The organism is Gordonia sp. PP30 (assembly GCF_023100845.1).
Taxonomy (GTDB): domain Bacteria; phylum Actinomycetota; class Actinomycetes; order Mycobacteriales; family Mycobacteriaceae; genus Gordonia.
This window is the reverse complement of the sequence record NZ_CP095864.1, coordinates 1,701,156-1,722,018: the sequence shown is the minus strand read 5'-3', so window position 1 is coordinate 1,722,018 and position 20,863 is coordinate 1,701,156. Positions and strand designations below refer to the sequence as shown.

The window sequence follows — 20,863 nt, the reverse complement described above, 5'->3', positions numbered from 1 at the left end:
CCTCGCACGATCGATACGGAAGGGAGCCCCCACCGATGGGGATCGAAGAGCAGTTGCCCGGCGGATTTCTGCTGAGCACCGTCGAGAAACTCGCCGGCTACATGCGCAAGGGATCGCTGTGGCCGGCCACCTTCGGGCTCGCCTGCTGTGCCATCGAGATGATGGCGACCACGTCCGGCCGCTACGACCTCGCCCGTTTCGGGATGGAGGCCTTCCGCGCCTCGCCCCGCCAGGCCGATCTGATGATCGTGGCCGGACGGGTGAGCCAGAAGATGGCGCCGGTGCTGCGCCAGATCTACGACCAGATGGCCGAACCGAAGTGGGTGCTCGCGATGGGCGTCTGCGCGTCGTCCGGCGGCATGTTCAACAACTACGCGATCGTCCAGGGCGTCGACCACGTGGTGCCCGTCGACATCTACCTTCCCGGCTGCCCGCCGCGGCCGGAGATGCTGATGAACGCGATCCTGGCGCTGCACGAGCAGATCGCCGCCGAGCCGCTGGGCGTGCACCGCGAGGAGGCGGTGCGTGCCGCCGAGCGCGCGGCTCTGTCGGCACCGGCCACCATCGAGCTGCGGGGGCTGCTGCGATGACCGGCGAACTGACCCCCGGCGGCCGCCACGGCGGCGAGGTGATCGGAGTGGCGCGCGGCCTCTTCGGTCCGGCCGGCAGCGGCGACACCTCCGGCTTCGGCGGGCTGGTGACACCGATCGTGCTGCCCGGCGCCGCGGAGCGGCCCTACGGCGGCTGGTTCGACGAGGCCGTCGACGCGCTGATCGAGGGACTGACCGTGCGGGGCATCGACCCGGAGCAGGCGATCGAGAAGGTGATCGTCGACCGCGGGGAACTGACCGTGATGGTCGATCGGCGCGCACTCCTGCCCGTCGCCGCCACCCTGCGCGACGACGAAGCGCTGCGCTTCGAGCTGTGCCTCGGCGTGAACGGCGTGCACTACCCGGACGAGACCGGCCGCGAACTGCACGCGGTGTATCCGCTGCGCTCGATCACCCACAACCGGCTGCTGCGGCTGGAGACCACCGCCCCGGACGCCGACCCGCGGCTGCCCAGCCTGGTCGCGGTGTACCCGACCGACGACTGGCACGAACGCGAGACCTACGACTTCTTCGGGATCGTGTTCGAGGGTCATCCGTCGCTGACCAGGATCGAGATGCCCGACGACTGGGAGGGGCACCCGCAGCGCAAGGACTATCCGCTCGGCGGCATCCCGGTGGAGTACAAGGGCGCCACCGTACCGCCGCCGGACCAGCGCAGGAGTTACCGCTGATGCGCGTTCCTTTCGACAAGCTCAAGGAGCAGGAGTTCACCGTCGCCGGCCGCGACTGGGACGACCTGGTCGCGACCCTCGCCGAGCGCCGTGAGGCCGACGGGGGTTCGCCCGACGAGCGGATCGTCGTGAACATGGGCCCGCAGCATCCGTCCACACACGGCGTGCTGCGGCTGATCCTGGAGATCGAGGGCGAGACCGTCACCGAGGCCCGCTGCGGCATCGGCTACCTGCACACCGGGATCGAGAAGAATCTGGAGTTCCGCACCTGGACCCAGGGCGTCGCCTTCGTGACCCGGATGGACTATCTCTCGCCGTTCTTCAACGAGACCGCCTACTGTCTCGGCGTCGAGAAGCTGCTCGGCATCACCGATCAGATCCCGGCCCGCGCCAGCGCGATCCGGGTGCTGCTGATGGAACTCAATCGGATCAGTTCCCACCTGGTCGCCCTCGCGACCGGCGGGATGGAACTCGGCGCGGTGACGCCGATGTTCCTCGGTTTCGGCGCACGGGAGACCATTCTCGACCTGTTCGAGGAGATCACCGGCCTGCGGATGAATCACGCCTTCATCCGGCCGGGCGGGGTGGCCGCCGATCTGCCCGAGGGCTGCGAGCAGCACATCGCCGAGGTGCTCGACGCGCTGCCGCGCGAGATCGCCGAGGTGGAGGCCCTTCTCACCGAGAACCACATCTGGAAGGCCCGCACACAGGGCGTCGGCTACCTCGATCTCACCGGCTGCATGGCGCTCGGCATCACCGGGCCGGTCCTGCGGTCCACCGGACTCCCGCACGACCTGCGCCGCGCGGCCCCCTACTGCGGCTACCAGAACTACGAGTTCGACGTCGTCACCGACGACGGCTGCGACTCGTACGGGCGCTACCTGATCCGGGTGCGGGAGATGTACGAGTCCATCAGGATCGTCCGGCAGGTGCTCGACGCGCTGGAACCGGGCCCGGTGATGGTGGCCGACGCCGGTCTGGCCTGGCCGGCCGATCTGGCCGTCGGCCCCGACGGGCTGGGCAACTCGCCGGCCCACATCGCCGAGATCATGGGGGTCTCGATGGAGTCGCTGATCCATCACTTCAAGCTCGTCACCGAGGGCATGCGCGTGCCGGCCGGGCAGAGCTACACCGCGATCGAGGCGCCGCGCGGCGAACTCGGCGTGCACGTGGTCTCCGACGGCGGCACTCGCCCGTATCGGGTGCACTTCCGCGATCCGTCGTTCACCAATCTGCAGGCCGTGGCGGCGATGTGCGAAGGCGGTCTGGTGGCCGACGTGATCACCGCCGTGGCCAGTATCGATCCCGTGATGGGAGGGGTGGACCGATGACCGATCCCGTCCTGCTCGGACTCACGCCGTTCCGCACCGGGACGCCGCAACCGCCGATCGAGTTCACCGGCCCGGAGCGGTATTCGCCCGGCGACGAGGCCGCGCTGCGCGCCGACGCCGCCCCGATCATCGCCCGGTACCCGCAGGCGCGGTCCGCGCTGCTGCCGCTGCTGCACCTGGTCCAGGCGCACGACGGCTACGTCACGCGCGCCGGCGTCCGGTTCTGCGCCGACCTGCTCGAGCTCACCCCCGCCCAGGTCGCGTCGGTCGCGACCTTCTACTCGATGTACCGGCGCACGCCCACCGGCACCCATCTGGTCGGTGTCTGCACGACGACGCTGTGCGCGGTGATGGGTGGCGACGCGATCCTCGCCGAACTCACCGACCGGCTCGGCGTCGCACCCGGCGAGACGACGGACGACGGCGCGGTGACCCTGCAGCGCGTCGAATGCAACGCCGCCTGCGACTTCGCGCCGGTGGTGATGGTCAACTGGGAGTTCTTCGACGACCAGACCCCGGAGTCCGCGGCCGCGCTGGTCGACGACCTGCGCGCCGGGAGGCCGGTGTGCCCCAGCCGCGGCGCGGATTCACTGTGCACCTTCCGGGAGAACGAGCGGCTCCTCGCCGGCGCCCCGCCCAGCCAGCCCGCTGAGCCTTCGTCCCCACCCCCTGAGCCTATCGAAGGGGACGAGCGATGATCACCGTCGACCTGCCCGCCGGGGGTGAGCCCGCGCAGGCCCCCGTGCTGTCCCGTTTCTGGTCCGATCGACAGTCGTGGACGCTCGCGAGCTATCTGCGTCGCGGCGGCTACACGGGGCTGAAGGCGGCCCTCGCGATGGCCCCGGACGACGTGATCGAGCTGGTGAAGGCCTCCGGGCTGCGTGGCCGCGGCGGCGCGGGCTTCCCGGTCGGGATGAAGTGGAGCTTCATCCCGCAGGGTGAGCGCGACACGTCCGACGCCCACTATCTGGTGGTCAACGCCGACGAGTCCGAGCCCGGCACCTGCAAGGACATGCCGCTGATGCTGGCGTCCCCGCACACCCTGATCGAGGGCGTCGCGATCGCCGCCTACGCGATCCGCGCACGGCACGCGTTCATCTACGTCCGCGGTGAGGTGGCCCCGGTGATCCGGCGGCTGCGCGAGGCGGTCGACGAAGCGTACGCGGCCGGTCTGCTCGGGCGCCGGGTGCTCGGCTCGAATCTGGACCTCGACCTGGTGGTGCACGCCGGTGCCGGCGCCTACATCTGCGGTGAGGAGACCGCACTGCTCGACTCGCTGGAGGGCCGCCGCGGCCAGCCGCGGCTGCGGCCGCCGTTCCCCGCCGTCGCCGGGCTGTACGCGAGCCCGACCGTCGTCAACAACGTCGAGTCGATCGCGTCGGTGCCGTCGATCCTGCGCAACGGCACCGACTGGTTCCGGTCGATGGGCACCGAGCGCTCCCCCGGCTTCACGCTGTACTCGCTGTCCGGGCACGTCGCCCGGCCCGGGCAGTACGAGGCACCGCTGGGGATCACCCTCCGTGAACTCCTGGAACGCGCGGGCGGGGTCCGCGCCGGGCACACGCTGAAGTTCTGGACGCCGGGCGGATCGTCGACGCCGATCTTCACCCCGGAACACCTCGACGTCCCCCTCGACTACGAGGGAGTCGCCGAGGCCGGATCGATGCTCGGCACCAAGGCCCTGCAGATCTTCGACGAGACGACGTGCGTGGTCCGCGCCGTCACCCGGTGGACCGAGTTCTACGCGCACGAGTCGTGCGGCAAATGCACCCCGTGCCGCGAGGGCACCTACTGGCTGGTGCAGCTGATGCGGCGGCTCGAATCCGGCGACGCCACCGAGGAGGATCTGACCACGCTGACCGACATCACCGACAGCGTCGTCGGAAAGAGCTTCTGCGCCCTCGGTGACGCCGCGGGCAGCCCGATCCTCAGCTCGCTGAAGTACTTCCGCGACGAATACCTCGCGCACTTCCCCCACGACGGCCACCCGGGCGGCTGCCCCTTCGACCCGTCGAAGTCCACCGTGTTCCACGCCGATCGAGCGGAGTCGAGATCATGACCGCCGCAGAACCCGCGGCCCCCGCGGTCGACGAGAACACGGTGACCCTCACCATCGACGGCGTCGAGGTGACCGTCCCCAAGGGCACCCTGGTGATCCGCGCCGCCGAACTGATCGGCGTCGAGATCCCCCGCTTCTGCGATCACCCGCTGCTGCCGCCCGCCGGGGCCTGCCGGCAATGCCTGGTCGAGGTGGAGGGACAGCGCAAACCGATGGCATCGTGCACCATCACGGCGACCGATCAGATGGTGGTCCGTACCCAGCACACCTCGGCCGACGCGGCCCGCGCGCAGAGCGGCGTGATGGAACTCCTGCTCATCAATCACCCGCTCGACTGCCCGACCTGTGACAAGGGCGGCGAGTGCCCGCTGCAGAACCAGGCCATGTCGGCGGGCCGGCCCACGTCGAGGTTCGACGGCGTCAAGCGCACCTACACCAAGCCGGTGGCGCTGTCGCCGGAGGTGCTGCTCGACCGGGAGCGGTGTGTCCTGTGTGCCCGGTGCACCCGGTTCTCCACCGAGATCGCCGGGGATCCGCTGATCGAGCTCGCCGATCGCGGTGCGCTGCAGCAGGTATCCGCCTATTCGGAGGAGCCTTTCGAATCGTATTTCTCGGGCAACACGGTGCAGATCTGCCCGGTGGGCGCCCTGACCGGTGCCGCGTACCGCTTCCGCGCGCGGCCCTTCGACCTGATCTCGTCACCGAGCGTCTGCGAACACTGCGCGGGCGGGTGCGCGCTGCGCACCGATCACAGGCGCGGGAAGGTGCTGCGCCGCCTGGCCGGTGACGATCCCGAGGTCAACGAGGAGTGGAACTGCGACAAGGGCCGCTGGGCGTTCGCCTACGCCCAGCTCCCCGACCGGCTCACCGTCCCGCTGGTCCGCGGCGACGACGGCGTGCTCGCGCCGGCGTCGTGGCCGCACGCGCTGGCCGTCGCCGCCCGCGGCCTGTCCGGAACACCGGCCGGGGTGCTGCTCGGTGGACGGGCGACGGTCGAGGACGCCTACGCCTACGGCAAGTTCGCCCGCGTGGTGCTCGGCACCAACGACGTCGACATGCGGGTGCGGGATCACTCGGCGGAGGAGACCGCGTTCCTGGCGGCGCGCGTCGCCGGTACCGGAATCGGGGTGACCTACGCCGAATTGGAGAAGGCACCGGTGGTGGTCCTGGCCGGACTGGAACCGGAGGAGGAGAGCGCGGCCGTCTTCCTGAGGCTGCGGAAGGCGGTGCGCCGCCATCACTGCCGCGTCGTGACCATCGCCTCCTGGCGCAGTCCCGGATCGGCGAAGCTGTCCGCGGACCTGATCTCGTGCGTCCCCGGGGCCGAGGCCGACGCGCTGGCGTCGCCGGAGGTGGCCGAGCTACTCGCCACGCCGGGGGCGGTACTGCTGACCGGTGAACGACTCGCCGCCGCACCCGGCGCCCTCACCGCCGCGGCCGCCGTCGCCGACGGCACCGGCGCGCGGCTGGCCTGGATCCCCCGGCGCGCCGGCGAGCGCGGCGGCCTGGACGTCGGAGCCGCACCGAATCTGCTGCCCGCGGGCCGGCCGGTATCGTCGGCGACCGCCCGCCGCGACCTCGGGCAGGTCTGGGGCACGGTACCCAGCGAGGTCCCCGGCCGGGACACCGCCGGAATGCTCGCGGCCCTCGCGAACGGCGACCTCGGCGCGGTGCTGACCGGTGCGGTGGACCCCGGCGACCTGCCCGACCCGGCGGCCGCCCGCGACGCGTTCGCCCGGTCGTTCGTGGTGAGCCTGGAGCAGCGTCCCTCCGCGGTGACCGAGTACGCCGACGTCGTCTTCCCGGTGGCCGCGGTCGCCGAGAAGACCGGCACCTTCGTGGACTGGGAGGGTCGTCCGCGGCCGTTCTCCACCGCTCTCCCGCCGCCCGACCGCGGCACCCTCCCGCTGTCCGACCACCGCGTGCTCCACCTGCTGGCCGCCGAACTCGGGGCGGACCTGACCTGCGACAGCGCCGACGCGATTCATCGCGAGTTCGCGCGCATCGGGCCGTGGGACGGCGAGCGCGCGTCGTTCGAGACGGGCGTTTCGACTCGGACTCGCCTAACGGCTCGTCCGGCGGGGCGGGCTACTGAGCAGCCCGCCCGTGTCGAAACGGCCCCCGGTCACGAGTTCACTCTCGCGTCCTGGCGGATGCTCCTCGATGACGGCCGTCTTCAGGACGGCGAGCCCTACCTCGCGCAGACCGCACGCCGCCCGGTCGTGCGCCTCGCCGCCGCGGCGGCGGAGCGGCTCGGCATCGGCGACGGCGACCCGGTGACCGTCGCCACGCGGCGCGGCGAGCTGACCCTGCCGCTGGCGGTCACCGACATGCCCGACGACGTGATCTGGGTTCCGATGAACGCGCCCGGTCAGGGACTGCACGCCCGGCTGGCGGCCTCGCCCGGCGATCGGGTGATCGTGCGGAGCGGCCGATGACCGCGCCAGCCCGGTTCCCCACGCTCGCCGACTTCGGGCGCGATCCGTGGTGGCTGATGCTCGTCAAGGCCGTCGCGATCTTCGCGTTCCTGGTGGTGACGGTGCTGGTCGCGATCCTCGCCGAGCGCAAGGTGATGGCCCGCATGCAGCGGCGGCTCGGGCCGAACCGGGTCGGCTGGCACGGTGCGCTGCAAAGCCTGGCCGACGGCGTGAAGCTCGCCCTGAAGGAGGGTCTCACCCCGATCGGCGTCGACAAGGTGCTGTACGTACTGGCACCGATCATCTCGGTGGTGCCGGCGATCATGGCGTTCGCGGTGATCCCGATGGGGCCGATGGTCTCGGTGTTCGGTCACCAGACCCCGCTGCAGCTGACCGACCTACCGGTCGGCGTGCTCTACATCCTGGCCGTCACCTCAATCGGGGTGTACGGCATCGTGCTGGCGGGCTGGGCGTCGTCGTCGACCTATCCGCTGCTCGGCGGCCTGCGGTCGACGGCGCAGGTGATCTCGTATGAGATCGCGATGGGCCTGACCTTCGCCGCGGTCTTCCTGCTGTCGGCCACCATGTCGACGTCCGGGATCGTCGCCGGGCAGTCCGGGCGCTGGTACGTACTGGTGCTGCTGCCGTCGTTCGTGATCTACGCGATCTCGATGGTCGGCGAAACCAACCGCGCCCCGTTCGACCTGCCCGAGGCCGAGGGCGAGTTGGTCGGCGGCTTCCACACCGAGTACTCGTCGCTGAAGTTCGCGATGTTCATGCTGGCCGAGTACATCAACATGGCGACGGTGTCGGCGCTGGCCGCGACGCTGTTCCTCGGCGGCTGGCAGGTGCCGTGGCCGGTGAGCCTGTGGTCCGGCGCGAACAGCGGATGGTGGCCGCTGCTGTGGTTCGTGATCAAGGTGTGGGTGTTCCTGTTCGTGTTCATCTGGCTGCGGACCACGCTCCCGCGCCTGCGCTACGACCAGTTCATGACGCTCGGCTGGAAGGTGCTGATCCCGTTCGCCCTCGCCTGGGTGCTGGTGGTCGCGGTGATCACCGAGGCCACCCGCGGCTGGGCCGCGTGGAGCGCCGGCCTGATCTACGCCGCCGCCGGACTGGTCGTGACCGCAGCGCTGCTCAAGGCGGTGTTCGCGGTGGTGGGAGGTCGGTCGATCGATTCGTCTGCCGCTTCGACCGGCCCGGAAGGCGCCCACGACAAGCCCTTCGATCCGTTCGCCGGGGGCTTCCCGGTACCGCCACTGCCCGGCCAGGTTCTGCCGAAGGAGTCCGCCGATGCCTGACATGCCCGATGCCGTCGCCGGCTTCGCCTCCACGTTCGCCGGCATGTTCCGCGCCCCGATCACCGAGCAGTATCCGGAGCAGAAGGAACCGCCCGCCCCTCGCTACCACGGCCGCCACCAGCTGAATCGCTATCCGGACGGGCTGGAGAAATGCATAGGCTGCGAGCTGTGTGCGTGGGCGTGCCCGGCCGACGCCATCCTGGTCGAGGGCGCCGACAACACCGACGAGGAGCGCTACTCCCCCGGCGAGCGCTACGGCCGCGTCTACCAGATCAACTACCTGCGCTGCATCGGCTGCGGCCTGTGCATCGAAGCCTGCCCGACGCGTGCGCTCACCATGACCGGCGACTACGAACTCGCCGGCCCCAGCCGCGCCGGCCTGATCTACGAGAAGGATCAGCTGCTGGCGCCGCTGGAAGACGGCATGACGCCCCCGCCGCACGACATGGAGCCCGGCACGCGGCCGGAGAACTACTACCGCGGCGAGGTCACCGGATGACCGCCGTACTCGCGGCGGAACTGACCCGCACCACCACCGGCGAGGCCGTCACCTTCTGGGTGCTGGCGGTGATCGTGGTGATCGGTGCGCTCGGCGTGATCCTGTCGCCGAAGGCCGTCTATTCGGCGGTCTTCCTGGCGATGACGATGATCATCCTCGCGGTGTTCTACGTGCTGCAGGGTGCGCTGTTCCTCGGCGTGGTGCAGGTGGTGGTCTACACCGGCGCGGTGATGATGCTGTTCCTGTTCGTGCTGATGCTGATCGGCGTGGACTCGTCGGACTCGCTCGTCGAGACCATCCGGGGGCAGCGCTATCTGGCCGCCGGCCTCGGGATCGGTTTCGCGATCCTGCTGGTCGCGGCCCTCGGCACCGCGGTCCTCACGCCGTTCCGCGGCGCCCCCGACTACAGCCACGGCACCGCGCCCGGCGGCGGCAACGAGAACATCCGGGCCCTCGCCGAACTGATCTTCGTCAAGTACCTGTGGGCGTTCGAACTCACCGGCGCGCTGCTGATCACCGCGACACTCGGCGCCATGGTGCTGGCCCACCGCCAGCGGTTCGGCCCCAAGCGCGGTCAGCGCGAGCTGTCGATCGCCCGGTTCGCCCGCGGCGGCCACGTCACGCCGCTGCCACCACCCGGGGTCTTCGCCCGGCACAACGCGGTCGACATCCCGGCCCGCGAACCCGACGGCTCACCGTCGGCGCTGTCGGTGAACGCGCTGCTCACCCCGCGGGACCTCGGTCCCTTCGACACGCCTCCTTCGTCGGCGGCTCAGGGAGCGTTCGGCACGTCGTCGGCGGCTCAGGAGGCGGTCGGCACGTCGTCGGCGGCTCAGGGAGCGGTCGGCACGTCGTCGGCGACTCAGGAAGCGTTGGGACGGACCCGGCCGATCAAGGAGGGCCGATGAACCCCGCGAACTACCTGTACCTGTCGGCGATCCTCTTCGCGATCGGCGCGTCCGGGGTGCTGCTGCGCCGCAACGCTCTCGTCGTCTTCATGTGCGTGGAACTGATGCTGAACGCCGCCAACCTGGCCTTCGTCACCTTCGCGCGCATGCACGCCAGCCTGGACGGGCAGGTGATCGCATTCTTCACGATGGTGGTCGCCGCCGCCGAGGTGGTGGTCGGCCTCGCGATCATCATGACGCTCTTCCGCACCCGCCGGTCGGCCTCGGTCGACGACGCCGATCTGCTGAGGCGGTGACGCGATGACCACCGGACTCTGGGGGAATCTGCTCTGGCTGCTCCCCGGCCTGCCCGCCGCGGGCGCGCTGATCCTGCTGCTCGGCGGCCGCCGCACCGACCGGTGGGGACACCTGCTGGCGACGCTGCTCGCCGGCGCCGCCGCCGTGATCGCGGTCGCGTCGTGGATCGCGATGATCGGGCGCGAAGGGCCCGCGCGCGCCGCGGTCTCGGGCGGCTGGACCTGGATCCACGCCGGGCGCTTCCACGTGGAGGCGGCGCTGCGGCTCGATCAGCTGTCGATGTGCTTCGTGCTGCTGATCACCGTCGTCGGCACCCTGATCCACGTCTACTCGATCGGCTACATGGCGAACGGCGGCACCTCCCGTCGCTCCGCTCGCCCAGATCCGGACCGGCGGCGATTCTTCGCCTACCTCAACCTGTTCCTGGCGGCCATGCTGGTGCTGGTCCTGGCGGAGAGCTATCTGGGCGTCTACCTGGGCTGGGAGGGCGTCGGCCTGGCGTCGTACCTGCTGATCGGCTTCTGGCAGTACAAGCCGACCGCGGCGACGGCCGCGAAGAAGGCGTTCGTGATCAACCGAGTCGGCGACGTGGGCTTCGCGATCGCCCTGATGATCATGTTCACCACCTTCGGCACGGTGGGCTTCGCGGACGTCTTCGGCGCGGCACCGGGCGCCGGGGAGGGCACGCTCACCGCGATCTGCCTGCTCCTGCTCCTCGGAGCTTGCGCGAAGTCCGCGCAGGTACCGCTGCAAGCCTGGCTGCTCGACGCGATGGAGGGCCCCACCCCGGTGTCGGCGCTGATCCACGCGGCCACGATGGTGACCGCGGGCGTCTACCTGATCACCCGGTCGGCGCCGCTGTTCGGCCTCGCACCCGGCGCGCAGACCGCCGTCCTCGTGGTCGGCGCGGTGACCCTGCTGTTCGGGGCGATCATCGGCTGCGCGAAGGACGACATCAAGAAGGCGCTCGCCGCGTCGACCATGAGCCAGATCGGATACATGGTGATGGCCGCGGGACTCGGCCCGGCCGGCTACGCGGTCGCGATCGTGCACCTGGTGGCGCACGGCTTCTTCAAGGCCGGGCTGTTCCTCGGCGCCGGGTCGGTGATGCACGCGATGAACGACGAGACCGACATGCGCCGGTACGGCGGGCTCGCGAAACTCATGCCCGTCACCTTCGTCACCTTCGGCTTCGGGTACCTGGCGCTGATCGGCATCCCGCCGTTCTCCGGATTCTTCTCCAAGGACGGCATCATCGAGGCCGCCTTCGGGGCCGGGGGTGCGCGCGGCCCGATCCTGTTCGTGGTCGCGCTGCTCGGGGCCGGGCTGACCTCCTACTACATGACCCGGGTGATGGCGATGACCTTCTTCGGCGAGCGCCGGTGGTCGCCGCGCGGCGAGTCCCCGCTGCACCCGCACGAAGCGCCGCGATCGATGACCTGGCCGATGATCCTGCTGGCGATCGGCTCGCTGGCCGCCGGCGGGGCGCTCACGATCGGCGGCACCGTGGCGCACTGGCTGGCGCCGGTCGTCGGTGAGGCCGCGCATCACGAGGGCCCGCTGCCGAGCTGGGCGGTCACGCTGATCGTGCTGGCGACGGTGCTCGCCGGCGGCGCGATCGCCTGGCGGCAGTACGGCACACGACCGGTCCCGGTGACCGCCCCCGACGACGTCTCCGGCCTGACCGTCGCGGCCCGCCGCGACCTCTACGGCGACGCGTTCAACGAGACCGTCTTCGAGGGCCCGGGACGGTTGGCGACGGCGGGACTGGCCGCCATCGAGAACGACGGCTTCGCGCAGGTCCCGACCGCGGTCGGCGCCGGTGTCGGTGGGCTCTCGACCGTGACGCGGCGGTGGCAGACCGGGTACGTCCGGTCGTACGCGGCGTCGATCCTGACCGGAACGGTGCTGATCGGCATCCTCACCTGGGTGGTGAGCACGCTGTGACCGTTCCCTGGCTGACCATTCTCTGGGCGATCCCGGCGCTCGCCTCGGTCCTGGTGATGCTGGCGCCGGCCGACCGGCCCACCACCGCCAAGGCCATCGGCCTCGGCGCGGGCGTGGTCACCGCGTGGTGGGCCATCGTCATCGCGATCCGCTTCTCGGCCGGGGGCGGCCGCTTCCAGTTCACCGAGGACGTCAGCTGGATCCCGGCGATCGGCACGCGCTATTCGCTCTCGCTCGACGGCATCGGGCTGGCCCTGATCCTGCTCACCGCCTGCCTCACGCCGCTGCTGCTGCTCGCCGGCTGGCGTGACGCCGACATCAGCGGCCGGACCACCGCCCGCGGCGCGGCGACCTACGTCGCCCTGCTGCTGGCCGTCGAGGCACTGGTGCTGATCAGCTTCGTCGCCACCGACGTGCTGCTCTTCTACATCGTGTTCGAGGCGATGCTGATCCCGATGTACTTCCTGATCGGCGGCTACGGCACTGACCGGTCGGCGGCCGGCGAGCGGTTCCGGTCCCGCGCCGCGGTCCGGTTCCTGCTCTACAACCTGCTCGGCGGTCTGGTGATGCTCGCCGCCGTGATCGGCCTGTACGTGGTGACCGCGCGCAGCGGTCCGGGCACGTTCTCGTTCACCGCGATCAGCGAGATGGCCGCGCGGGGGGACCTCGAAGCGTCGCCGATGATGCTGAATCTGCTGTTCCTGGGCTTCCTGTTCGCCTTCGCGGTCAAGGCTCCGCTGTGGCCGCTGCACAGCTGGCTGCCCGACGCCGCCGTCGCCGCGACCCCGGCGAGCGCAGTGATGATGATGGCGGTGATGGACAAGGTCGGCACCTTCGCGATGATCCGCTTCTGCCTCGGAATGTTCCCGGACGCCTCGGTGACCTTCGCCCCCCTGGTGTCGTCGCTCGCGGTGGTGTCGATCCTCTACGGTGCCGTGCTGGCGATCGCGCAGACCGATCTGATGCGGCTGATCTCGTACACGTCGATCTCCCACTTCGGGTTCATCGTGCTGGGGATCTTCGCGCTCACCGCGCAGGGACAGACCGGGTCGACGCTGTACATGGTGAATCACGGGATCTCGACCGCGGCGCTGTTCCTGGTGGCGGGATTCCTGGTGACGCAGCGCGGCAGCGCGCTGATCGCCGACTTCGGCGGCATCCAGCGGGCCGCGCCCGTGCTGGCCGGGGTGTTCCTGATCGCCGGTCTCGCGACCCTCTCGCTGCCGGGGCTGGCACCGTTCGTCAGCGAGTTCCTGGTGCTGATCGGCACCTATGTGCGCTATCCGGTGGCGGCCATCCTGGCGGCGCTCGCCCTGGTGCTGTCCGCGCTGTACATCCTGTGGACCTATCAGCGGGTGTTCGGCGGTCCGTCGGCCGGTGCCGGTGGCGGGGCGAGCCGGCCGATCCGCGATCTCAGCGTGCGGCAGAAAGCGGTGGTGGCACCGCTGATCGCCGCGCTGCTGGTACTCGGCTTCTTCCCCGGGCTGATCCTGAACTTCGTCGATCCGGCGGTCGGCCACAGCAGCGTCGTCACCGTCGATCCGCACCCGAGTGTCGCCGGAGGACCGCGATGACCACTGTTCCGCTGGCGATCGACGCCCCCGCCATCGACTACGCGCTGCTCTCACCGATGCTCGTCGTGTTCGGGGTGGCCGTGCTGAGTGTGCTGGTCGAGGCGGTACTGGCCGTCGCCCCCGGGGCGACCGGCGCACCGGCCGCGACCGTCGCCCGGGCGCGGCACCGCATCCAGGTGTCGCTCGCGATCGCCGCGCTGGTCATCGCCTTCGTCCGCGTGGTGATCCTGGCGACCGGGATGCCCACAGACGCGGCCGCGACCATGTCGGGGGCGGTCGTGATCGACGGCCCCACGCTGTTCTTGCAGGGCACCATCCTGCTGGTGTCCCTCGCCGCGGTCGCGTTCATGGCCGAACGGCGGCTCGACCGGGTCTGGGCACCGGTCGATGTCCGCACGGCCGCGGGCAGGCGGATGGCCGTCGTCAGCGGTGGCGGCGCCGATGCGGATCTGCCCGCGGACGCGTTCACCCCGTCCGCGGCGACGATTCCGGACTCCCCCGACGAGCTGCTCGCCGCCCGCGCCCACGCGGTCACCACCGAGGTCTTCCCGCTCACCCTGTTCGCCGTCGGCGGCATGATGCTGTTCGGCGCGTGCGGCGACCTGCTCACCATGTTCGTCGCGCTCGAGGTGCTCTCCCTGCCGCTGTATCTGCTCTGCGGGCTGGCACGGCGTCGTCGTCTACTGTCCCAGGAGGCCGCGCTCAAGTACTTTCTGCTCGGCGCGTTCGCGTCGGCGATCTTCCTGTTCGGTTCGGCGTTCGCCTACGGCGCCACTGGGTCGCTGAACCTCGGCATGATCGGACATTCGCTGGCCGCCGGGAGCGGGGCCCATGACGCCGCCGGCGGGTCCGCCGATCACACCCTCGCGCTGATCGCCGTGGTGGGGGTGAGCGTGGGACTGCTGTTCAAGGTGGGGGCGGTGCCGTTCGGGTCGTGGGTGCCGGACGTGTATCAGGGCGCCCCGACGCCGGTGACCGCGCTGATGGCGTCGGCCACGAAGGTCGCCGCGTTCGGCGCACTGCTGCGGGTGCTGCACGTCGGCTTCGCCGGGCTGGCCGACGACTGGCGGCCCGCGCTGTGGGCGGTGGCGATCGCGACGATGGTGATCGCCACGCTGATGGCGGTGACGCAGCAGGACATCAAACGGATGCTCGCCTACTCGTCGGTCGGGCACGTCGGCTTCGCCCTGGTCGGTGCGATCACGCTGACCGAGGCCGGGATCTCGTCGACCCTGTTCTACGTCGCCGCGTACGCGTTCGCGGCGTTCGGCGGCTTCGCGCTGCTGTCGGTGGTGCGCGATGAGACCGGCGTGGAGGAGTCCCGGCTGGACGCCTGGGCCGGCCTCGGACGCCGGCGGCCACTGGTCGGGGTACTGCTGTCGCTGTTTCTGCTGTCGTTCGCCGGGATCCCGCTGACCAGCGGATTCATCGGGAAGTTCGCGGTCTTCGCGGCGGCCGGAGCGACCGGCGCGTGGGCCCTGGTGATCGTGGGCGTGTTGTGCAGCGCGGTGGCCGCGTACTTCTATGTGCGGGTGATCGTCTCGATGTTCTTCGCGCCGTCACCGGACGACGCGCCGGAGGTGCTGACCCCGAGCGCGCTGACCACCGTGCCGATCGGCGTGTGCGCCGCCGTCACCGCGTTCGTCGGGGTGTTCCCGCAGCCGCTGCTCGACCTGGCCTCCTCGGCGTCGGCCTTCCTGCGGTGACCGCCGGCTATCGCACGTACGGTTCGACGGGGAGACCGGCGGCGCGCCAGGCGCTGAATCCGCCGTCCACGTGCGTCACGTCCACGCCCATGCGGTGCAGACTCGCGGCCGCCAGCGCCGACCGCCAGGCCGATCCGCAGTAGAGCACCAGACGGCGGCCGTCGTCCAGTGCCGGCCGGTAGTACGGGCTCTCCGGGTCGACCCAGAACTCCAGCATTCCGCGTGGCGCCCGGTACGCGCCGGGAATCACCCCCTCGCGCGCCCACTCCTGAGGTTCCCGGATGTCGACGAACACGGCCGACTCGCCGCCGAGCAGTGCGGCCGCCTCGGCGAGCGGCAACGGCGGCACCTCCCGGTTCGCCTCGGCGACGAGATCGGCGGCGCGACGGCGCAGCGGACTTCCGGGGGCTCGGGACATGACAGACTCCTCGCGTACGTCTTGTATCTATGTTGGACTCTAGTGCGCGAAGGCTTACCGTGGAAGGGTCTGGAGTACGAGAGGAATCACGATGACCGGTGTGCTGACCGAACTGCCCATCGTCGACATGTCGCTGCTGAGCGGTGACGAGTCCGATCGCGCGGCGTTCCGCGACGCGCTGCGCACCGCCACCCACGAGGTCGGGTTCTTCTACCTCGTCGGCCACGGCATCGGGCGCGACGTCCGCGACCGCCTGTTCGACACCGCGCGGGCCTTCTTCGCCCTGCCCGACGCCGACAAGTTCGCCGTCGAGATGCTGGCGAGCCCGCAGTTTCGCGGCTACACCCGGTTCGGCGGCGAGTACACGCAGGGCGCGATCGACTGGCGCGAGCAGATCGACCTCGCGGCCGAATACCCGTCGCTCGGGACCGAGCCGTCGTATCTGCGCCTCGACGGCCCCAATCTGTGGCCGTCCGGCGTCCCGGACTTCCGGGCGATCCTCACCGACTGGCAGGAGCGGTGCGGCGCCCTCGGCCTGCGCCTCATGCGGGAGTGGGCACTGAGCCTCGGCGCCCCCGCCGACGTGTTCGATCCGGCGTTCGCGCAGCGGCCGTCGACCCTGATCAAGCTGGTCCGCTACCCCGGCCGCGATGCCGAGGCCGACCGGCAGGGCGTCGGCGCCCACAAGGATCCGGGCGTGCTGACCCTGCTCCTGGTGGAGCCGGGCAAGGGCGGTCTCCAGGTGCGCCGCGACGGCGGCTGGATCGACGCACCGCCGATCGACGACGCGTTCGTGGTCAACATCGGCGAGCTGATGGAGTACGCCACCGACGGCTATCTGAAGGCGACCATGCACCGGGTGCAGTCGCCGCCCCCGGGGACCGAGCGGCTGTCGGTGCCGTTCTTCTTCAATCCGGCGCTGTCGTCGGCCATGCCGCGGATCACCCTGCCGCCGGAGCTCGCCGCGCAGGCGCGCGGTGTCACCGACGATCCGGCCAATCCGATCTCCGGCACCTTCGGCGAGAACATCCTCAAGGCGCGGCTGCGCGCCCACCCCGACGTCGCCGCCCGCCACCACGCCGATCTGCTGCGTTAGGTTTCGACAGGCTCAACCGGCACAGCAGGTTTCGACAGGCTCGACCGGCGCCACGAGGTTTCGCAGCTCGACCGGCGGACGGCGTCAGATGTCGTCGAACGAGCCGCCGCGGCCGTGACCGGCGGCGAACCGACCGGCACCGGTGACACCGTCGGCGCGCAACGAGGTCAGGCCGATCTCGAACTCGGCGGCCAGTGCCGCGGGCTCGTCGCGGGACCACTGATCGCGGGCCGACCGGCGATCGCCCCGGAGGCAGGTCTGCGGCATCCGAGCGATCTCCCGGGCCAGCGCGACCGCCGCCTCGCGCGCCGTCCCCGCCGGCACGACGCGGTTGACGAGCCCGAAATCGAGCGCTTCGGCGGCGCCGACGGGACGACCGGTGAGGATCAGATCCATCGCGCGGCTGTGTCCGATGAGCCGCGGCAGCCGGACGGTGCCGCCGTCGATGAGCGGAACACCCCACCGGCGGCAGAACACGCCCAGCACCGTCTCTTCGTCGGCCACCCGCAGGTCGGCCCACAGCGCCAGCTCCAGACCGCCGGCGACGGCGTGCCCGTGGAGCGCCGCGATCACCGGCTTGTCCAGGTCGAGCCGGGTCGGCCCCATCGGACCGTCGCCCGATCGGTCCACCCGGTTGCCCCGCTCGGTGCCCACCGCCTTGAGGTCGGCGCCCGCGCAGAACGACGGTCCGTCACCGGCGAGCACGGCCACCGCCGCCGCGGAGTCGCCGAACGCGCGGAAGGCCGCGGCGAGTTCGGCCGCCATCGGGCCGTCGACCGCGTTGTGCCGGTCGGGCCGGTTCATCACGACCAGGAAGACCTCGCCGTCGTCCTCGATGCGCAGATCGTTCACCGGGATCCGTCCGCCTCACTCCGGCCGGTGACCAGGTCGGCGAGTCCGGCGCGGTCGGCGACGTCGAACTTCTGGCACGCGCGATAGATGTGACCCTCGACGGTGCGGACCGAGACCACCAGCCGATCGGCGATCTCCCGGTTGGTCAGTCCGACCGCGACCAGACTGGCGATCTCGCGCTCGCGCACGGTGAGCGGCAGCGGCTGTGCGGCCGCCACGACCGCCGGGGTCCGGAGGCCGCCGCAGGCCACCGACAGGCGGGCCGCGGCCGCCGACGACGCCGCCATCGCGGTCCGGTGCCCCGCCCGGTCGTGCGCGGTGGCCGCCGCCGCGGCCGCATCCGCGGCGGACATCAGCGCACCGATCCGCTCGAAGTCGCGGGCGGCCGCGTCGAGGTCGGCGCCGTCGCTCGCCGCGACCGCGGCGGCGTGCCGCGCGTAGACCGGGGCGAGTTCACCGTCGATCCGGGCGGCCAGCGCCGCGAGCCGCTCGACCACCTCGGGCGCGGTGGCGCCGAACCGGGCGGCGGTGTGCAGGGCGAGCGCTTCGACCGCGTACTGCTCGGTGTCCCGCGCCGCATGCGCCGCCTCCCGCGCACCGGCGATCGCCGGAGTCACCGCGCCGGCCGCGGCCAGCTGACAGGCCCGCGCCAGCAGCAGTTGCGGGCGGCAGACGGCGACGTTGGGCCCGTAGGCGTCCTCGGCGGCGAGGAGCACCGCGTCGGCCTCGGCGGCCTGCCCGAGCCCGGCGTAGGCCTGGGCCAGCACGTATCGGGCCGGGAACACCCACGACACGCGGCGCTGCCCGGCCAGCGCGGCCAGGCTCTGTTCCAGTCTCGAGGTGACCGCGGGCAGGTCGCCGCGGGCGAGGGCGACCGTCGAGACGTGCGTGCCGGCCAGCGCCCAGGCGAGATACTGGCCGGCGGCGGCGAGCTGGTCGTACCGGGCGGCGGCCCGGTCGGCGTCGTCGAACCGGCCGGTGAGGGTGAGCGCCAGGATCTCGCCGTAGCCGGCCGGGAACCGCAGCACTCCGTCGGTCCGGGCCTCGGCGATACGGCCGCGCGCGGCGAGCGCCGCCACCTCGCTGCCGCGGCCGCCCAGCGCCCGCGCGAGGCCCCCGCCGAAGACCGCCCACTCCTCGGCCCACGGCAGCAGGTTCTTCGCGTTCAGGACGCGGTCGGCCAGGGTCAGGGCGCGCGGCAGGTCGTTCTCGAAGGCGGCGCACGCCGAACCGATGCCGTCGGCGATCTGCTCCAGCGCCGGCTCGGTGATCGACTCGCGGACCTGCTCGAGGACCCGGGCGGCACCCTCGGTCTCGCCGACGCTCCAGAACAGGTTGCCGATCCGCTGCATACCCCACCGCACCACTTCCGGCTGAGTCAGCTCGGCGGGATCGAAGGCGTTCAGCACCTCGTCGGACTCGCGGGCCTTGCCCTGCCACATCAGCGCCCGGGCCAGCAGGTCCGCGGCCGCCAGCCCGTTGCCGGCGTCGAGCGCGGCCAGGGCGAAACGTTCCCCGCCGGTGACGTCGGCCAGCGTCAGGCTGTCCTGCGCGGCGCGGAGCAGTACCGCCCGGTCCACGTGCTCGTCGCTCTCCAGGGCCAGCTGCGCGAGGCGGATACGCTGCGCCGCGGTCAGGGCGGTCCGCGCCGAGAGGGCCCGGACCAGCCGGCCGCGCAGCCGCCGCGACGACGCCAGCCCCAGCCGGCGGCGGATCACCTCGCCGAGCAGCGGATGCGCGTACGACACGGTGAGCGAACCGCTGTCCTGGGTGATGCGGATCAGGCCACCTTGTTCGGCCTCCTCCACCGCTTCCGCCCCCGTCTGGTCGCTGAGCAGGTCGAGGTCGAGGGGTTCGCAGACGGCGAGCAGTTTGAGGACCGCGAGCACGTCGTCGTCGAACCTGTCGACGCGGTCCTCGAGGAGGGAGGCGAGTTCGGAGGTGATCCCGGCGCGCCCGCGCAGTTGCCACACGCCTTCGACCTGCCGCAGCGCCCCGGATTCGAGGGCGCCCTGCACCAGGTGACGCAGGAACAGGGCGTTGCCGCCGGACGCGGTCCACATGCGTTCGGCCGACAGGCCCTCGAGCTGACCGCCGAGGACGCTCTCCACCAGGTCGACACTCTGCTGTTTGGTGAACGGGACGAGCGTGATCCGCGCGAGATGCCCGTCCTTCCACATGGAGGTGACCGCGTCGGGGACCGTCTCGCCGCTGCGGACGGTGGCGATGATGCGCACGGCCCGGTCGATCGCGAGCTGGTGCAGCAGTGTCGCGGACAGGGTGTCGAGCAGGTGGGCGTCGTCGACGCCGACCACCACCGGCCCGTCGGCGAGCAGCGATTCGCGGGCGGTCGAGAGATACGAGACGGGGTCGTTCGACGCTCCCGCCCCGACGAGGTGCGCGAAGACGCCCATCGGGATGCTGCGCGCGGACTCGGTGCCCGCGACCCAGCGGACCCGGAGACCGAGTTCGGTCACGGCGTGGCGCGCCAGGGTCGTCTTTCCGACGCCCGCCTCGCCGGTCAGGATGATCCCGCCGTCGGCGCCACTCAGAGCGTTGCGGATGGAGGCGAACTCGTGCTCGCGCTCGATGAGCGGCCAGGACGTAGCCATACCCGGAATTCTAAGTCCGCAAACCCGGCGCCAGCGAGGGTTCGACGCGGATGTGAACATCCTGTTCGGGGGCTCGGGCGGGAATCGCCAAGTGCAGGAGCGGATACGGACGGCCATCGCCGTCGAACTCGCTCCGGCCGATCTGCACGAAACCTCGATCGAGGTAGAACCTCAGTGCACTCGGGTTCTGTTCGTTGACGTCCACTGTAGTGACGCCGTAGTCGGCGATCACCTCGGTGAGCAGCGCCGTTCCCACTCCCATGCCGCGGGACGAGTTCGACACGAACAGCATCTCCAGACTCCCCCCGGCGACTCCCGCGAAGCCCACCGGCACACCGTCACGCTCGGCGATGAGGAGCGAGACGGCCGGAAAGTACCGAGCGCACAGGCTGCCTTCGATTCTCTTGAAGTCGGCGTCCTCGAGGAAGTCGTGAGTCGCGCGCACGGCGCTCCGCAGATCTCCACGAGCACCGGATACTCCGCGGAGCCGTGGCAGGGGCGGATGGTCAGCGCATGCTCGGGCGTGGGCATGGCCCCATCATCGCATTCGCGGGATCGAGGTGG

At 71.2% G+C, this 20,863-nt stretch carries 18 protein-coding genes; 14 read left to right on the top strand and 4 right to left on the bottom strand.

What is annotated here, in order from left to right; translation table 11 throughout:
* The first annotated feature begins 35 nt into the window (after positions 1–35).
* Genes MYK68_RS07790 through nuoN form a run of 13 tightly spaced genes read left to right on the top strand, consistent with a single transcriptional unit; the run spans position 36 to position 15,321 of the window.
* A complete protein-coding gene (locus tag MYK68_RS07790; RefSeq protein ID WP_247867341.1) occupies positions 36–590 on the top strand; it encodes a NuoB/complex I 20 kDa subunit family protein in 555 nt (184 codons plus the stop codon).
* Complete coding sequence (locus MYK68_RS07785; protein ID WP_247867339.1) at positions 587–1,282, top strand: NADH-quinone oxidoreductase subunit C; 696 nt, start codon at positions 587–589, stop codon at positions 1,280–1,282. The genes MYK68_RS07790 and MYK68_RS07785 overlap by 4 nt, the downstream gene beginning before the upstream one ends.
* Complete coding sequence (gene nuoD, locus MYK68_RS07780; RefSeq protein WP_247867338.1) at positions 1,282–2,613, top strand: NADH dehydrogenase (quinone) subunit D; 1,332 nt, start codon at positions 1,282–1,284, stop codon at positions 2,611–2,613. Before MYK68_RS07785 ends, nuoD begins: the two co-directional genes overlap by 1 nt.
* Positions 2,610–3,311, top strand: coding sequence for an NADH-quinone oxidoreductase subunit NuoE (gene nuoE / locus MYK68_RS07775; protein ID WP_247867336.1), 702 nt, complete (start codon positions 2,610–2,612; stop codon positions 3,309–3,311). Before nuoD ends, nuoE begins: the two co-directional genes overlap by 4 nt.
* Positions 3,308–4,672: an NADH-quinone oxidoreductase subunit NuoF gene (gene nuoF / locus MYK68_RS07770; RefSeq protein ID WP_247867335.1), complete on the top strand. Its 1,365-nt coding sequence runs from the start codon at positions 3,308–3,310 to the stop codon at positions 4,670–4,672. Before nuoE ends, nuoF begins: the two co-directional genes overlap by 4 nt.
* A complete protein-coding gene (locus MYK68_RS07765) occupies positions 4,669–7,110 on the top strand; it encodes an NADH-quinone oxidoreductase subunit G (RefSeq protein WP_247867333.1) in 2,442 nt (813 codons plus the stop codon). Before nuoF ends, MYK68_RS07765 begins: the two co-directional genes overlap by 4 nt.
* On the top strand, positions 7,107–8,390 hold the full coding sequence (gene nuoH, locus MYK68_RS07760) for an NADH-quinone oxidoreductase subunit NuoH (RefSeq protein WP_247867331.1): 1,284 nt from the start codon (positions 7,107–7,109) through the stop codon (positions 8,388–8,390). The genes MYK68_RS07765 and nuoH overlap by 4 nt, the downstream gene beginning before the upstream one ends.
* Positions 8,383–8,889 carry an NADH-quinone oxidoreductase subunit NuoI gene (gene nuoI, locus MYK68_RS07755; protein WP_247867330.1) on the top strand — a complete coding sequence of 169 codons (507 nt, stop codon included), beginning with the start codon at positions 8,383–8,385 and terminating at the stop codon, positions 8,887–8,889. The genes nuoH and nuoI overlap by 8 nt, the downstream gene beginning before the upstream one ends.
* The gene (locus MYK68_RS07750; protein WP_247867329.1) at positions 8,886–9,797 is read left to right on the top strand and encodes an NADH-quinone oxidoreductase subunit J; all 912 of its coding nucleotides are present in this window, start codon (positions 8,886–8,888) and stop codon (positions 9,795–9,797) included. The genes nuoI and MYK68_RS07750 overlap by 4 nt, the downstream gene beginning before the upstream one ends.
* Entirely contained in the window at positions 9,794–10,093 is a 300-nt protein-coding gene (gene nuoK, locus MYK68_RS07745; protein ID WP_247867328.1) for an NADH-quinone oxidoreductase subunit NuoK, read from the top strand. The genes MYK68_RS07750 and nuoK overlap by 4 nt, the downstream gene beginning before the upstream one ends.
* Before the next feature lie 4 nt (positions 10,094–10,097).
* Positions 10,098–12,041, top strand: a complete 1,944-nt coding sequence (nuoL, locus tag MYK68_RS07740; protein ID WP_247867326.1) for an NADH-quinone oxidoreductase subunit L — start codon at positions 10,098–10,100, stop codon at positions 12,039–12,041.
* Positions 12,038–13,615, top strand: coding sequence for an NADH-quinone oxidoreductase subunit M (locus tag MYK68_RS07735; protein WP_247867323.1), 1,578 nt, complete (start codon positions 12,038–12,040; stop codon positions 13,613–13,615). Before nuoL ends, MYK68_RS07735 begins: the two co-directional genes overlap by 4 nt.
* Positions 13,612–15,321 (top strand): NADH-quinone oxidoreductase subunit NuoN, encoded by a 1,710-nt coding sequence (nuoN, locus tag MYK68_RS07730; RefSeq protein ID WP_247867322.1) that lies wholly within the window; start codon positions 13,612–13,614, stop codon positions 15,319–15,321. The genes MYK68_RS07735 and nuoN overlap by 4 nt, the downstream gene beginning before the upstream one ends.
* Before the next feature lie 7 nt (positions 15,322–15,328).
* Here the strand turns inward: nuoN and MYK68_RS07725 are convergent, their stop codons facing one another.
* Positions 15,329–15,739 carry a rhodanese-like domain-containing protein gene (locus tag MYK68_RS07725; RefSeq protein WP_247867321.1) on the bottom strand — a complete coding sequence of 137 codons (411 nt, stop codon included), beginning with the start codon at positions 15,737–15,739 and terminating at the stop codon, positions 15,329–15,331.
* Between the two features lie 91 nt (positions 15,740–15,830).
* Between MYK68_RS07725 and MYK68_RS07720 the strand changes: the two genes are divergently transcribed.
* Complete coding sequence (locus MYK68_RS07720; RefSeq protein ID WP_247867319.1) at positions 15,831–16,835, top strand: isopenicillin N synthase family dioxygenase; 1,005 nt, start codon at positions 15,831–15,833, stop codon at positions 16,833–16,835.
* Between the two features lie 84 nt (positions 16,836–16,919).
* On the opposite strand, the gene MYK68_RS07715 is transcribed toward MYK68_RS07720, so the two are convergent.
* The 3 genes from MYK68_RS07715 to MYK68_RS07705 are packed head-to-tail and all read right to left on the bottom strand — an operon-like array spanning position 16,920 to position 20,744.
* Positions 16,920–17,639, bottom strand: a complete 720-nt coding sequence (locus tag MYK68_RS07715) for a crotonase/enoyl-CoA hydratase family protein (protein ID WP_247867968.1) — start codon at positions 17,637–17,639, stop codon at positions 16,920–16,922.
* Between the two features lie 44 nt (positions 17,640–17,683).
* The gene (locus MYK68_RS07710; protein WP_247867317.1) at positions 17,684–20,299 is read right to left on the bottom strand and encodes a helix-turn-helix transcriptional regulator; all 2,616 of its coding nucleotides are present in this window, start codon (positions 20,297–20,299) and stop codon (positions 17,684–17,686) included.
* Between the two features lie 10 nt (positions 20,300–20,309).
* Positions 20,310–20,744 (bottom strand): GNAT family N-acetyltransferase, encoded by a 435-nt coding sequence (locus tag MYK68_RS07705; protein WP_247867316.1) that lies wholly within the window; start codon positions 20,742–20,744, stop codon positions 20,310–20,312.
* Between the last annotated feature and the right edge of the window lie 119 nt (positions 20,745–20,863).

Coding starts and splice junctions, on each gene's coding strand:
- MYK68_RS07790 (WP_247867341.1), top strand. CDS start 36: ATGGGGATCGAAGAGCAGTTGCCCGGCGGATTTCTGCTGAGCACCGTC.
- MYK68_RS07785 (WP_247867339.1), top strand. CDS start 587: ATGACCGGCGAACTGACCCCCGGCGGCCGCCACGGCGGCGAGGTGATC.
- nuoD (WP_247867338.1), top strand. CDS start 1,282: ATGCGCGTTCCTTTCGACAAGCTCAAGGAGCAGGAGTTCACCGTCGCC.
- nuoE (WP_247867336.1), top strand. CDS start 2,610: ATGACCGATCCCGTCCTGCTCGGACTCACGCCGTTCCGCACCGGGACG.
- nuoF (WP_247867335.1), top strand. CDS start 3,308: ATGATCACCGTCGACCTGCCCGCCGGGGGTGAGCCCGCGCAGGCCCCC.
- MYK68_RS07765 (WP_247867333.1), top strand. CDS start 4,669: ATGACCGCCGCAGAACCCGCGGCCCCCGCGGTCGACGAGAACACGGTG.
- nuoH (WP_247867331.1), top strand. CDS start 7,107: ATGACCGCGCCAGCCCGGTTCCCCACGCTCGCCGACTTCGGGCGCGAT.
- nuoI (WP_247867330.1), top strand. CDS start 8,383: ATGCCTGACATGCCCGATGCCGTCGCCGGCTTCGCCTCCACGTTCGCC.
- MYK68_RS07750 (WP_247867329.1), top strand. CDS start 8,886: ATGACCGCCGTACTCGCGGCGGAACTGACCCGCACCACCACCGGCGAG.
- nuoK (WP_247867328.1), top strand. CDS start 9,794: ATGAACCCCGCGAACTACCTGTACCTGTCGGCGATCCTCTTCGCGATC.
- nuoL (WP_247867326.1), top strand. CDS start 10,098: ATGACCACCGGACTCTGGGGGAATCTGCTCTGGCTGCTCCCCGGCCTG.
- nuoN (WP_247867322.1), top strand. CDS start 13,612: ATGACCACTGTTCCGCTGGCGATCGACGCCCCCGCCATCGACTACGCG.
- MYK68_RS07725 (WP_247867321.1), bottom strand. CDS start 15,739: ATGTCCCGAGCCCCCGGAAGTCCGCTGCGCCGTCGCGCCGCCGATCTC.
- MYK68_RS07720 (WP_247867319.1), top strand. CDS start 15,831: ATGACCGGTGTGCTGACCGAACTGCCCATCGTCGACATGTCGCTGCTG.
- MYK68_RS07715 (WP_247867968.1), bottom strand. CDS start 17,639: ATGAACCGGCCCGACCGGCACAACGCGGTCGACGGCCCGATGGCGGCC.
- MYK68_RS07710 (WP_247867317.1), bottom strand. CDS start 20,299: ATGGCTACGTCCTGGCCGCTCATCGAGCGCGAGCACGAGTTCGCCTCC.